Genomic DNA, 13,555 nt, shown 5'->3' with positions numbered 1-13,555 from the left:
TGAACCAATCAAGTTTTAATGCATATCAATGATATATCATGGCAAACAGTTGCGTGATGCGAGGCAAAATATATCGTTCTACGGCCCACGCGTCTACGCGGCGACACGTGCAGCTAAACTATTGACTTAATGTCGAATAATACGAAAATGATTCTTTTGCACGACGACCAGAAAGCTGGCAAATATGATGATCCGCTCTCGTAGCTCTCTTTTGACTAAATTGAAAATATCCGGCGTAGTGATAGCCGCCGCTCTGTTACTGGCTCACTGTACCAGTAAGCCACCTGTTTCTCTGGTCACCCCGATACCGCCCGTAGCGAAGCAGCCAACGTTGCCCAAAAGCCATGAGCCAGTGCGCGGCGTCTGGTTAACGACCGTATCACGCCTCGATTGGCCGCCGCTGGAATCCGTTAACAGTGGCATCGACGCCAGTCGCCGCATTCGCTTGCAGCAGGAAGCGCTGATCGCCAAGCTGGATAATCTGAAAAATCTCGGGATCAATACCGTGTTCTTCCAGGTGAAACCGGACGGTACCGCGCTCTGGCCATCAAAGATTTTGCCGTGGTCCGACATGCTGACCGGGAAAATTGGCCAGGATCCTGGTTACGATCCGCTGAAGTTTATGCTTGATGAAGCGCATAAGCGCGGAATGCGCGTTCATGCGTGGTTTAACCCTTATCGTGTCTCCGTCAATACCCGTCCTAAAACCGTGACCGAGCTTAACAGCACGCTTTCGCAGGTTCCCGCCAGCGTATATGTCCTGCACCCGGAATGGATCCGCACCTCCGGAGACCGCTTTGTCCTTGACCCGGGCATTCCGCAAGTGCGTGACTGGATAACCAGTATTGTGGCTGAAGTCGTTGAACGCTATCCGGTTGACGGCGTACAGTTCGATGATTATTTCTACACTGAATCGCCGGGATCGGCGCTTAACGACAACCGGACATTCCAGCAGTATGGCCAGGGTTTTGCCTCGAAGGCAGACTGGCGGCGGCACAATACCCAACTGCTGATTGAACAGGTCTCCCGCACCATCAAACAGCTTAATCCCGACGTGGAATTCGGCGTCAGTCCGGCGGGCGTCTGGCGCAATCTGTCGCATGACCCAGCGGGTTCCAACACCCGAGGCGCTGCGGCCTACGATGAGTCTTATGCCGATACCCGTCTGTGGGTTCAGAAGGGTTGGCTGGATTATATCGCCCCGCAAATTTACTGGCCCTTCGCTCGCGACGCGGCTCGCTATGATGTACTGGCAAAGTGGTGGGCTGACGTGGTGAAGCCCACCAATACCCGTCTCTACATCGGCGTAGCGCTCTACAAAGTAGGCGAACCATCAAAAAACGAGCCCGACTGGATGGTCAGCGGCGGCGTGCCTGAACTGAAAAAGCAGCTTGATCTGAATGAATCAATGCCGCAAATTCAGGGCACGATTTTGTTCAGAGAGAACTATCTGAATCAACCACAAACCCAGCAGGCCGTTAACTACCTGAAAAGCCGTTGGGGCGGCTGATTGCTTCACCTGACAGGCTATATGCCTGATACCACAACCATCGCTGGAGGTTTTATGCTTAAGAAATCGCTCATTGCTCTGTCTCTGTTTTGCGCGCTATTGCCCGCGGCTTTTGCGGGCAATAGCGAAAGTGAACAGTTAAACAAAAAGAACGTTATTGAGTTTTATAATAAAGCGTTAAACGACAAGGATTTTGCTGCCGCGAAGCCCTACCTCGGCGATCGTTACATTCAACACAACCCGATGGCAAAAGATGGCGAAGAGGGTTTTCAGCAGTTTATCGCTTTCCTGAAGAACAAATATCCCGACTCGCACAGCGAAATTAAGCAGGCGTTTGTCGACGGGGATCACGTGATCCTGCATGTCGAGGTCACCGGGCGCGAGCCGGGCGTCACGCGTGCAATCATCGATATTTTCCGCGTCGACGAGCAGCATAAAATCATCGAACACTGGGATGTCACCCAAACCGTTCCTGAAAAGACCGCCAGCGGCAATAGCATGTTTTGACCCACCAGCCAGCGGAGCACCTCTCGTTGGCCTTCTCTCTTCCCCTGGCCTTTTGATCGTATTGAGGACTTGTTTAAACAATTTATTTACTTTACTGTAAAGTAAATAAATTAATGGGGAGAAAATGATGTTCAGCGGCAAAAAATGGGCAAAGCTGTTTTTTTTCATTGGATTATCACTTTTTCCATGTTTGTTAAGCGCCTCGTTGCTGAAACCCGTTCTCAGCGAGGCGCATCTACTTGAGGCGTGCTCACCCGTACAGGATCCGGCACAGGCTAAACTTTGCCGCACTCTCTTCATCTATGAATATGCGCAGAAACGGCAACACGATCTGCGCGTTCTGTTACAACAGAATATTTTCAGCATCCAGACCTACGACTATCTCTGGAGTGAATATCAGCGCACGAAGTCATGCATTGAAATCCATCGATATCTCGTTGCCAAAGCCTGCGATGTGCTGAACTGCCCGGCGGTCCCCTCTTCGCCTATTCAAGGGCAACGCCCCGACTCCAGTCTTATTGAACCGCCGCCTATTTTCGCCCTGCAAGAACCCATTAACTGATCCGAGGTGATCGCGATGCTGGCCCGCTTTTTTATCTTCCGACCCGTTTTCGCCGCCGTCATCGCCATTTGTATTATGGCCGCCGGAACCCTTGCGTTATTAACGCTTCCCGTCGAACAATACCCGGATATCGCTCCACCGGGCGTCAATGTCACGGCAAACTATCCTGGAGCCTCCGCTGAAACCGTCGAGGACAGCGTCACGCAAGTTCTTGAACAACAGATTAAAGGCATTGATGGCCTGCTTTACTTCTCCTCCAGCAGCAGCTCAGCCGGACAGTCGCGGATCAGTCTCAGTTTTGATCAATACGTCAATCCCGATATGGCGCAGGTCCAGGTGCAGAATGCCGTCAATCAGGCGATGACTCGTTTACCGCAGGAGGCTCAACAGCAAGGGATCACGGTGACAAAATCGCAGGGTGACAGCCTGATGGTGGTCGCGCTGTATGATGAAAGTCATCAGTTAACCAGTATTGATATCAGCGACTTTCTTATCAGCACTCTTCAGGAGCCACTTAGCCGGGTTGATGGCGTCGGAGAGACGACCGTTTTTGGCGCGCAGTATGCCATGCGCATCTGGTTAAATCCGCTGCAACTCACCAGTTATAATCTGATGCCTTCCGATATACAGGCCGCCGTTGAAGCGCAGAATACCCAGGTTACCAGCGGGGAAATCGGTTCACTTCCGACGCTAAATGGGCAGTATCTGAATGCGACGGTAACGACCCAATCACGCCTTGAGCGTCCACAACAATTTGAAAACATCATTCTGCGCACCAACAGCGACGGCTCCGTGGTCTATTTGCGCAACGTTGCGCGCGTTGAGATTGGCGCTGAAAACTATCAGAACCAAACGACGCTCAACGGTTTTCCTGCCGCCGGGATCTCGATTCAACTAGCCTCCGGGGCCAACGCGCTGGAAACAGCGGAGAAAGTCCGGGCAGAGGTAGAGCGTTTAACGCCGCGCTTCCCGCAAGGCGTTATCGCCGCTTACCCGCGAGACAGCACGCCGTTTGTGACAGTCTCGATCGAAAGCGTGGTGCATACGCTGATTGAAGCGATTCTTTTTGTGGTGGCCGTGATGTATCTCTTTCTCCAGAGTTGGCGGGCGACGCTGATCCCAACGCTCACGGTTCCGGTTGTCCTGCTGGGGACCTTCGGCATTCTTAGCCTGTTGGGCTACAACATCAACACCCTGACGCTGTTTGCAATGGTTCTGGCGATCGGCTTGCTGGTTGATGATGCGATCGTAGTAGTGGAAAACGTGGAGCGCTTGATGGCGGAGGAAGAACTCACGCCACTGGAGGCGACTCTGCGCTCCATGCAGGAAATAACTGGCGCGATCATCGGTATCGCCTTAGTTCTCTCCGCCGTTTTTATTCCGATGGCATTCTTTGGCGGATCGGTGGGGATTATTTATCGCCAGTTCACCGTGACCATAGTCTCCGCAATGGCACTCTCTGCGCTGGTCGCCCTGACCCTGACGCCAACGTTGTGTGCCCATCTGCTAAAGCCCGGCCACGTTAAAAAAGGGATTTTTTTCACCTGTTTCAATCGTGGCGTTGAAATAAGCCAGAACCGCTACCTTGCGGTGCTTCGGCGAATAGCCGGTCGCCCTTTTCGTTTTGCGCTGCTGGCTTTGATGCTGTCGCTATTGATGCTCTGGCAATATCAGAAGCTCGCGACAGGGTTTCTCCCCGAGGAAGATCAGGGCGCGGTGATGGTTCAGTTTACCCTCCCTTCCGGCTCGCCGATGTCGATGACCGAAGAGGTGGGTGCTGAGATTACACGCTATTTTATGACCGAGGAGGCAAACAACCTGAATGTTATCTTTATGGTGACCGGGAGAAATAACGCCGGCAGCGGGCAAAATGTGGGGATGGCTTTTGCCGAATTAAAACACTGGGATGACCGTTCCGGCGCGTTCAATAGCGCGCAGGCCATTATCTCGCGGGCAAACCAGCACTTTAATCAAACGTCCCGGATTGCTACCATCAGCATTACATCTCCGCCTACGGTTCGCGGCCTTGGGCAATCCAGCGGTTTTGAACTGTGGTTGCAGGATAGCGCGGGAAATGGCTATCGCGCCCTTACCGAAGCGCAAACTGCTCTGCTTAACGCGGCCAGAGAAAATCCTAATCTGAACGCCGTGCGAATCAACAGTCTCGAAGAAAAAGCCCAGCTACAGGTGGATGTCGATCGACAAAAAGCGCTGGCGCAAAGTCTGGATCAGGTCGATATCAACAGTACGCTCTCCACGGCCTGGGGCGGGGTTTACATCAATGACTTTATCGATCGCGGGCGCGTTAAACGTGTCTATATGCAGGGTGATGCGCAGTGGCGTTCAGCGCCAGAACATTTATCCGCCTGGTTTGTGCGCGGTAGCAGCGGCAATATGGCCTCTTTCGACAGTTTCGCCTCATCGCGTTGGACCACCGGGCCGCAGATGTTGCAGCGTTTTAATGGTTTATCCGCCGTTCAGTTTCAGGGCGGCGCGGCCCCGGGCTTCAGTTCTGGCAAGGCAATGACGGAGATAAGCGGACTGGCGAATGCTCTCGACGGCTTCGACATACAATGGAGCGGCCTCTCCTTTCAGGAACAGGCATCATCCACGCAAACGCTATGGGTGTATCTGGCGTCGCTGGCATTCGTGTTTTTATGCCTGGCTGCGCTGTATGAAAGCTGGTCTATCCCGATCGCTGTGATGCTGATCATCCCTCTTGGTATTTTGGGTGCCGTTGGCGCATCAAGGCTGGTCGGGTTCGAAAACGACATCTACTTTCAGGTCGGCATGCTGACCACCATGGGTCTTTCGGCCAAAAATGCGATCCTTATCGTAGAGTTCGCCCTGACGCAGTTCCGAAAAGGAAAAACACTGGCTGAAGCGGCCCTGGAAGGCGCGCGATTGCGATTGCGCCCTATCGTCATGACTTCACTCGCATTTGTTGTCGGCGTTATCCCTCTGGTACTCTCTACCGGTGCAGGCGCTTCCAGCCAAAAAGAGATAGGGACTGCGGTGATCGGCGGTATGCTCACCGGGACCCTGCTGACGTTGCTTTTCGTCCCACTATTTTTCTTGCTGGTTCAGCAAGGGAGCGTGCAACTGAAAAGACGCAAACCGTAAGGATTGAATCGATGGCGAATCAACGCGGGCGGCCAATGAAAGCCCGCCCCCGCATTTTACAAACTGCCCGCGAACTGTTTCTTCAGCATGGGCTTGATGTATCTCTGGACACTATCGCCGCCGAAGCGGGAACTTCGCGACCGACGCTGTACAGCCATTTCCCCGGCGGAAAAGACGCGCTGCTGCTGGAAACTTTTGAGTTTCTCAATGATAAAATGCAGCCGCCTTTGCGCCAGCTCTTACAGGAAAGCCAGCAGGATCTCCCGGCGCTGCTGCGCGGTTTCGCGAAAGTCGTACAGCAACACTTTTATACGCCGGAAAATATCCATTTTCAGCGGTTACTGATCCAGGTGCTGGTGCAGAAACCTGAGCTGTACCTCACTCTCGAACAAAGACCTTCAGGTCGCGTATTACAGGCGTTAAGCGAAATACTGACGCAAAAACGCGACCAGGGACTGCTGAATATGAGCGACCCGAACCTCCAGGCTACCGCGTTTCTCGGCGCAATTATGGGCTATCTGCTCCCGGGAGCGTTAATTGCGCAAAAAGCGGTGGAGTCAGAGAAGCTGGACCAGCTCGCGGAGTGTGCGATTAGCGTCTTTCTCTCGGCCTGGAAATACAAACCGTAAATTTTTTTTATCTAAGCGCAACTTTTCTGCCTGCTCCTGCGAATTGAATAACTGAGTTGACCTAAACCCAGATTGTCCATCCATCGCAGGAGCTGATAATGAAATCAATAAAAACCCTCGTGTCTACCCTGACCCTCGCCGCTGTCATCACGTTACCTGCATTCAGCGCCAGCGCGGCGCTGCCAGTAGGAGCTAAAGCCCCTGACTTCGAGCTGCAGGGTGCGCTGGCCGGTAAATCGCTGACATTCTCACTTAAAGACGCGTTGCAAAAAGGACCCGTGGTGCTCTACTTTTTCCCGGCGGCCTTTAGCGCAGGCTGTACCATCGAAGCGCATGATTTTGCTGAAGCCACCGATGATTTCAACAAAATGGGCGCGACGGTCGTTGGTGTTACCGCAGGCAACACCGATCAGGTGAGCGATTTCTCCAAACTAGAGTGTCGGGATAAATTCACCGTGGCAGCCGACCCAGGTGCCAAGGTCGCGGCGCAGTATCAAACGCTGATGGAGATGAAAGGCAAAACGCTTTCCGACCGTACCTCTTACGTGATTGCGCCAGATGGCAACATCTTACTGAGTTACACTGATAGAAATCCGGAAACGCATATTGAGAAAACCCTGGCTGCCGTTAAGCAGTACGACGCATCTCACCCGCAAACCCACTAAGCACAGAGGCCAGCGATGTTAACTGCCATGCTGGCCGCCTTTATTGGCGGCATCATCCTCAACTTTATGCCCTGCGTATTTCCGGTCGTCTCGCTGAAAGCGCTGGGTTTGCTGCGTCACTCAGATAATGCCGCCAGCGCACAGCGCGAAGGACTCGCATTTTTGCTCGGAGTGGTGATAACCATGATGGCGCTGGCAGGCATTCTGCTGGCGGTGCGAGCCGGTGGTACTGCGGTTGGCTGGGGTTTTCAGCTGCAATCACCGCTGGTTATCGCCCTACTGTCGTTGATTATTCTGGCCGCTGCGCTCAATTTACTTGGCGTATTTGAAGTGGGCCTGGCCGCACAGCGCGTCGGGGCGCTGAATATTAACCGAGGCGAATTTATGCGTTCCGCGCTGACTGGCGCATTGGCTATAGTCGTCGCAACGCCCTGCGCCGCCCCTTTTATGGCCAGCGCCATTGGCTATGCTTTAGTGCAGCCACCTGTGGTGGCGCTGATGGTCTTTCTAGCCCTGGCGCTGGGTTTCGCGGCACCGTTTACTCTCATCTCGCTGTTCCCGGCGCTGGCAAAAGTGTTACCGCGTCCCGGCGTCTGGATGGATATTCTTAAGCGCGTGCTGGCGTTTCCGATGTTCGGCGCTTACGCCTGGCTGGTCTGGGTGCTAGCACAGCAGGCCGGAAGCAGCGCGCTGGCGGCATTACTTGCGGCCTCCGTCGTGCTAAGTTTTGCCGCGTGGCTGTACGGCATCGCCCAGCAGCGTCGTTTTCACGGCAAAGGTCACAAGGTACTGTTTACGGTCACCGCGATTCTGGTGGCGGCGGTTATTGTCCCGCTTCCGGGGGTCATGAAAGCCGAAGGCACGCCGCCCGCCGAGGCTCAAACTGCCGACGCAATCGCGCAGAAGTGGACGCCGCAAACCGTCGCGCAACAGCGAGGACAGGGAAAACCCATTTTCGTTAACTTTACCGCCTCCTGGTGTATCACCTGTCAGGTCAATGAAAAAACGTCGCTCTCCACCCAGGCAGTTAAAGAGGCGCTGGCAAAAACCGGGACCCTGTATATGGTGGCTGACTCCACAAAATTTAACCCCGATGTCGATGACGCGCTCAACCAGTTCGGCCAGGGCGGCCTGCCGTTATACGTGGTTTATCCGGCCGACGGTAGCCCGCCGAAGGTGCTGCCGCAGGTTCTTACCCCCGGCATTGTGGTCAACGCGCTTAATCAGGCTGCCGGTAAAAAAGCGTCATAGCACAAGGCGGATTATGCAAACAAACGATAGCGCGCGTGAAAGCTGGCCCGCGCTAATGGAACGGGCGCAGGCGGGCGACAGGCTCGCCTACACCCGGCTGTTAAAAGCGCTGGTGCCGGTGATCCGTTCGCAGATACGTAAACAAATCAGCGACGATACGCTAGTCGAGGATGTGATTCAGGATGTCCTGCTGACGGTACATCGGGTTCGCCATACCTATGATCCGGCATTTCCTTTTCTGCCCTGGCTGAAGGCGATTATCTCAGCGCGCGTGATTGATGCGCTACGGCGGCGCGGTCGTCATCAGCACTGGGAAATTAACGAAGAGACTCTGCCGGACGTTCCCTCCACGCCGCCAAGGCAAAATCAGGATACCCAAGAGGAGTTGGCGGATTATTTACGCCAGCTACCCGATCGCCAGCGTGAAATCGTCGAACACGTGCATCTGCGAGAAATGAGCCTGACGGAAGCCGCTGAGCATAACAATCTAAGTGTTGCGGCGGTGAAGTCGCTACTGCATCGGGCGCTGAAAAATCTGCGCCGTTTTGGAGCCCATCATGACCGACCATAATGTGTTGATTGAAAAACTCAGCCGCGAGATGCAACCGATAAAGCGTCCGTGGCCAACAGACCTACGGGTCTTCGGCTGGCTGGCGGTGGCGCTGCCCTGCGCTATCGCTGTAAGTTACTTGCTACCGCGAGGGTTAACCGATTGGTCACAGCCGGGGGCCATATGGGCTGTCGCGCAGCTACTGTTGGCCTTTTTGCTCGGGACGCTGGCCATCCGCAGCGCTTTCACTATGAGTATTGCCGGGCGGCAGGCGCTAAGTTGGAAAGCATTGCTGCCCATCGGGTTGATGTGGCTCGGGTTAAGCCTGCGCAGTATTCCCGGTGACACGCCAGTGATGCACGATAACGACAGCATTAGCTGCTTTACCTTTCTGCTGGCAGTAAGTTCGCCGATGATAGTACTGATGATTGCCAGCCTGCGGCGCACCCGCGCGCTCAACCCGGTGCGCAGCCTGGCGATGGCGGGATTGGGGATCGCCAGCCTGGCGGTGAGCTTGCTGGCCTTTTGTCACCCGGTACATCTGCACGCCCTGGATTTCGTGATGCACCTGGCCGCCATAGTCGCAATTATGGCGCTGACGATTCTGGTCGGTAGACGTTGGGTGAGCGTTGGCGAGTGATTATTGATTTGTGCGACAAATTTCACTATGTGATCTTCATCACTCTTCAGCATTGGCCAGGGGGGTAACCTGGAAAAGTTATTTCATTGAAGAGAGAAGCTTATGAACGCAGTAAAATCACTAAAAGCAGACTGGGCGATTATTACGGTGATGATTGTTGTCGCGGTCGTGATGTATGGCTACTTAATTCCTAAGTACTGGTAATCTACGTTATACCTGTGTTGAACCGCCCATCTGTTCGGGCGGCTCACAGAATGATGCCTACTGCTGCTGGTTATTTAACGTCTTAATCAAAAACGGCACCGAATCGCGCAATGACGGGTTTACCGTACCGCTATGATCCAGTCCTTCGTAGATATGCACGTCCGCTTGCGTTCCCGCGCTTATCACCGCATCAGCAAAACGTTTTTGCATTGCCGTTGGCACATTCACATCAACGCTACCCATGCCAATAAATACCGGATGATCGATTTTCAATGTTGGATAGAGCATCGAGCCTACGCTGGCGCTGAGCAGCGAATCGATACCCGGCTTGAGAGAATTGCCGGCATTAAGCCCCGCCTTCATCACTTCATCGTTTAATGGCGTAATACACAGGTTGGTCGCCTCTTTAAGCAGCGGCAGCGCTTTCGCCTGAAAATAGTCGGCGGGATTTAGCTGCGGATTAGCATCGGCGGCTGAAAGATAGATATAGAAGATATAGGGAATTTTCGGATCGCCACCGGTCTGGACTTTGCCACCCGCAGGCGGAAGGATGTCAGCAGCGGTGGTCCCTTTTTCAAAATAAGGCGTACCGGTCAACACCGTTGCGCGAATATTCAGCTCTGGCGCATATTCAGGCTGATATCCTGCACTGGCGAACGCGGCATGTGCGCCCTGGGACTGCCCTACCAGAATAAGCTCATTCTTAAGCGGAAATTGTTTCAGCGCTGCGCGAACTCCATCCAGAACACTCCACGCTTCACCACGAGCATTAAGATAATGGTGTAAACCCGAAGAACCCAGTCCGGCATAATCCGGGGCAACCACCGCATAGCCTAACGACAGCCACGTATTCAAATACTGCTTATCGCGATCGCTACGCGGGTTTAACGAAGGCGCACAGTGATTAGCAACGCCAACGGTGCCGTGGGCCCAGACAACCACTGGCCATCCGCCTTCCGGGGTTGTGCCGAAAGGAATAAATACGGCGGCAGTATCTTCACGCACGGTTTTGCCATCAACGCCGCTGTGGGAAGGATAATGCAGGAGATACTGTTTCGCGGCTTCACTTAATCCGTGCTCTTCACTGAGTGGAGAAATCACATCCGCAATAACCGGTAGAGAGCTCATCGAAAGAAGCAGTAGCGCTGAGGTCGCAGTAAGAAGTTTCTTTGAGATTGAATAAGTCATGACATCCTGTTCCTGTCTTTGTGATGCACTTATTGTAGACCCTTACGCTTGAATATCAGGTCAATGAAGCTAGCACTTCTCAATCAGGTGTAGCTGAACTTTATTACGCCCCGCTTTTTTAGCCGCATATAACGCTTTATCAACGCGATTAAACAACTGATCTATCTCTTCGCCATGCTGATGTTCCGCAACGCCAATACTGACCGTAACAGGTACCAGCAGGTCCGGCGTCTGATGTTCGCTGACGGCATAGCGAATTTTCTCCGCCATCTCCAGCGCCGTTTCCAGCGATGCATTTGGCAGGAACAGTAAAAACTCCTCACCGCCCCAACGATAAATTTTATCGTCGATGCCTCCGGCAGCGGCCAGGAGATCGGAAATCGCCAGCAGAACTTCATCACCCTTCTGGTGTCCGTGGTCATCATTGATCAGCTTGAAATGGTCAATATCCACCAGTAACAGGCAAAATCCTTCTGGTTTAAACGAAGGCGACTCCACAACGCGGTAAAATTCGCGGCGATTAAGGAGTCCAGTGAGCGAGTCGTGTGAGGCGGAGAACTCCAGTTCTTTCTTTAAATGAACTTCTTCGGTGATATCGTGAATGATGCACAGCATCAGGCGCACGTTGTATAAAATCACCGGTCCGGCATAGACCTGAACATGCCGTATCGCGCCATCGGAAAGTATGTGGGTAAAATTAAGCGGTTTATGTCCCCCGGGTAAACTCACCACGTTATGCATGATCGGCAGGACGTCGCGACCGAGGGTATTTATCTGCCAGGTATGCCGGGTCCGAATTTCTTCAGAGGAGTAGTTATAAAAACGCAGCGCCGCAATATTAGCATCAACAATTCGTCCATCTTTATTGGGGTCGATTAATAGCATCGGTGCCGAGTTAGTCATAAAAAAGCGGGCAAAGAAACCATTATTACGCCGTTGATAAGAACGAGAGGCTGTATTAACCGATCTATTCTGCGGCAGCAGTTTTACCGCCTCAAAGAGAATTAAGGCTCCCTGCTCCTCTAATGTAATCAGGGTCGTTTTACAGCTGATAGAGGCCAGTCCCTCAGCGGTTTCAATGGTCCATATTTCATAGACTTCGGTAATATTCTGCAAGTAGCGCAAATAGTGCTGTAGCGCGGTTTCCGGGCTGGTCGAGAAGGTCCCTTTGCGCATTTGAGCGAGAGTCATATTGCCGCACAGCGCCTTAGATGCCTGGTTGGCAAAGATCACATTTTCATTGAAAGGATGGACGACCCAAACGGGGGTACTTAATAAGTCGAAAATAATAAGTTCTTTTAATAACATACAAACCTCCGCCCTTCCAAACCTTCCACTTCAACAACCACATCATATGAGCAGGTAATGCATTGAGCGTAAAATTAACAATAATTAATTTATTTTTGAACGTATTGCCGGAAGATTGCCAAGTATAGTCCGTTTTGCCAAACAAAAGACCGTTTGCGATAGCAGGATGGCATTTCATTTGAAACAAAATTGAGATTTTTCTTAATTTCAAGAAGATAAGCAAGAAACACGGATTTGGTAGTATCTTTTTAAGATTAAATATGCATTAAGGCAACGTCGTGTCAGCTCTCTTTTCCTGAAACCAGAGTCCCTTCTCTTTTTATCGTTCCAAATAATGATAGATTTTTATCATTAACGGATAAGGAGTGATATTTATGTCTGCGAAGAAAGTGACTATGACGGACATTGCCAGAGATGCCCGAGTCGGCATTGCGACGGTGGACAGAGTGCTTAACAAGCGTACCCCGGTCAAGGAAAGTACGGAACGCAAAGTGCTTGAATCCGCGCGCCGCTTAGGGTTTGCGCTGGAGCAATCGCACTATCGGCTGGCCGCCGGTCAGTCGGCAGTTCCTCTCAGAATGGGATTTATCCTGCTTCAGCAATCGCACTCTTTTTATTCTCAGCTGGCGCAGGCACTCGAGCTGGCGGCGATGCCCTGGCATGCCCCAAATCAGGCTCCCGTTTTTCTGCATTATGATATTAATGCTATCGACGAGATGGTCGCTGGCATCGCTCGCCTGAGCGATGAAGTTGATGTCATTGGCGTTGTGGCACTGGATAACCCGCTTATCCGCCACGCCGTCGCCCAGGCCGCCGATAAAGGCGTGCGCGTCTTTACTCTGCTCTCCGACATGGCCATCGCACAACGCAGCGGTTACATCGGCCTCGATAATCAGAAAGCAGGCCGCACTGCAGGCTGGGCGGTTGACCGACTGTGCCACAGCGAAGGGGAAATCGGCATTATCGTCGGCGATAACCGGTTTATCTGTCAGGAAAGCTGCGAAATTAGCTTCCGCTCTTACCTGCGCGAGCACGGTAAAGGCGATCGGGTGCTGGAGCCGGTACGCAGCCATGAAAGGACTGATATTGCCCATCAGGTAACGGACAAAATGTTGCAGCAATACCCTTCACTGACGGCGATTTACGCGCCCTGCGGAGGCGTTGAGGGCATCATCGCCGCGCTGCATGCTCATCAGCGCCAGCATCAGGTCACGCTGATTTGCCATGGTCCCGTAGAGAACGGCGAGTTGGCGTTAATCGACGGCACCATTGATTTGATGATTGCGCATCGGCTGAGCGAGTTTGCCGCCGCGACAATCTCCGCGTTTGTCCAGGCTGCCAGCCATCCGCAGGCGTCATTTATCAACGCGCTACAACCGTTTGATTTAATCACTAAAGAAAACCTCTAATCGGCAGGG

At 52.9% G+C, this 13,555-nt stretch carries 13 protein-coding genes; 11 read left to right on the top strand and 2 right to left on the bottom strand.

What is annotated here, in order from left to right; genetic code table 11:
- The first annotated feature begins 187 nt into the window (after positions 1-187).
- The 10 genes from DA718_RS14360 to ykgR all read left to right on the top strand — a co-directional run bounded on the left by DA718_RS14360 (position 188) and on the right by ykgR (position 9,641).
- Positions 188-1,510 (top strand): glycoside hydrolase family 10-like protein, encoded by a 1,323-nt coding sequence (locus tag DA718_RS14360; RefSeq protein WP_376767879.1) that lies wholly within the window; start codon positions 188-190, stop codon positions 1,508-1,510.
- Between the two features lie 54 nt (positions 1,511-1,564).
- Positions 1,565-2,017 (top strand): nuclear transport factor 2 family protein, encoded by a 453-nt coding sequence (locus DA718_RS14355; protein ID WP_112214914.1) that lies wholly within the window; start codon positions 1,565-1,567, stop codon positions 2,015-2,017.
- A 124-nt stretch (positions 2,018-2,141) separates the two neighbouring features.
- A complete protein-coding gene (locus DA718_RS14350) occupies positions 2,142-2,579 on the top strand; it encodes a hypothetical protein (RefSeq protein ID WP_227016005.1) in 438 nt (145 codons plus the stop codon).
- Between the two features lie 15 nt (positions 2,580-2,594).
- Positions 2,595-5,702 carry a multidrug efflux RND transporter permease subunit gene (locus tag DA718_RS14345; RefSeq protein WP_112214913.1) on the top strand — a complete coding sequence of 1,036 codons (3,108 nt, stop codon included), beginning with the start codon at positions 2,595-2,597 and terminating at the stop codon, positions 5,700-5,702.
- A gap of 11 nt (positions 5,703-5,713) precedes the next feature.
- Positions 5,714-6,331 (top strand): TetR/AcrR family transcriptional regulator, encoded by a 618-nt coding sequence (locus DA718_RS14340; protein WP_112214912.1) that lies wholly within the window; start codon positions 5,714-5,716, stop codon positions 6,329-6,331.
- Between the two features lie 98 nt (positions 6,332-6,429).
- Positions 6,430-6,996 (top strand): peroxiredoxin, encoded by a 567-nt coding sequence (locus DA718_RS14335; protein WP_112214911.1) that lies wholly within the window; start codon positions 6,430-6,432, stop codon positions 6,994-6,996.
- Between the two features lie 15 nt (positions 6,997-7,011).
- Positions 7,012-8,247 (top strand): protein-disulfide reductase DsbD family protein, encoded by a 1,236-nt coding sequence (locus tag DA718_RS14330; protein WP_112214910.1) that lies wholly within the window; start codon positions 7,012-7,014, stop codon positions 8,245-8,247.
- A gap of 13 nt (positions 8,248-8,260) precedes the next feature.
- Entirely contained in the window at positions 8,261-8,818 is a 558-nt protein-coding gene (locus DA718_RS14325; protein ID WP_112214909.1) for a sigma-70 family RNA polymerase sigma factor, read from the top strand.
- On the top strand, positions 8,805-9,437 hold the full coding sequence (locus DA718_RS14320) for an NrsF family protein (RefSeq protein WP_112214908.1): 633 nt from the start codon (positions 8,805-8,807) through the stop codon (positions 9,435-9,437). Before DA718_RS14325 ends, DA718_RS14320 begins: the two co-directional genes overlap by 14 nt.
- A 102-nt stretch (positions 9,438-9,539) precedes the next feature.
- Complete coding sequence (gene ykgR, locus DA718_RS30950; protein ID WP_275944290.1) at positions 9,540-9,641, top strand: small membrane protein YkgR; 102 nt, start codon at positions 9,540-9,542, stop codon at positions 9,639-9,641.
- A gap of 57 nt (positions 9,642-9,698) precedes the next feature.
- Here ykgR and DA718_RS14315 read toward each other — a convergent pair whose 3' ends face one another.
- The gene (locus DA718_RS14315; protein WP_112214907.1) at positions 9,699-10,829 is read right to left on the bottom strand and encodes an alpha/beta hydrolase; all 1,131 of its coding nucleotides are present in this window, start codon (positions 10,827-10,829) and stop codon (positions 9,699-9,701) included.
- Positions 10,830-10,898: 69 nt separating this feature from the next.
- Positions 10,899-12,137 (bottom strand): sensor domain-containing diguanylate cyclase, encoded by a 1,239-nt coding sequence (locus DA718_RS14310; protein WP_112214906.1) that lies wholly within the window; start codon positions 12,135-12,137, stop codon positions 10,899-10,901.
- 374 nt (positions 12,138-12,511) lie between these two features.
- Between DA718_RS14310 and DA718_RS14305 the strand changes: the two genes are divergently transcribed.
- Positions 12,512-13,546 carry a LacI family DNA-binding transcriptional regulator gene (locus DA718_RS14305; RefSeq protein WP_112214905.1) on the top strand — a complete coding sequence of 345 codons (1,035 nt, stop codon included), beginning with the start codon at positions 12,512-12,514 and terminating at the stop codon, positions 13,544-13,546.
- Positions 13,547-13,555 lie beyond the last annotated feature (9 nt).

It is taken from the genome of Klebsiella huaxiensis (assembly GCF_003261575.2).
GTDB classification, from domain to species: Bacteria; Pseudomonadota; Gammaproteobacteria; order Enterobacterales; family Enterobacteriaceae; genus Klebsiella; species Klebsiella huaxiensis.
The sequence above is the reverse complement of the archived record's forward strand: the minus strand, read 5'-3'. Positions and strand labels throughout refer to the sequence as shown.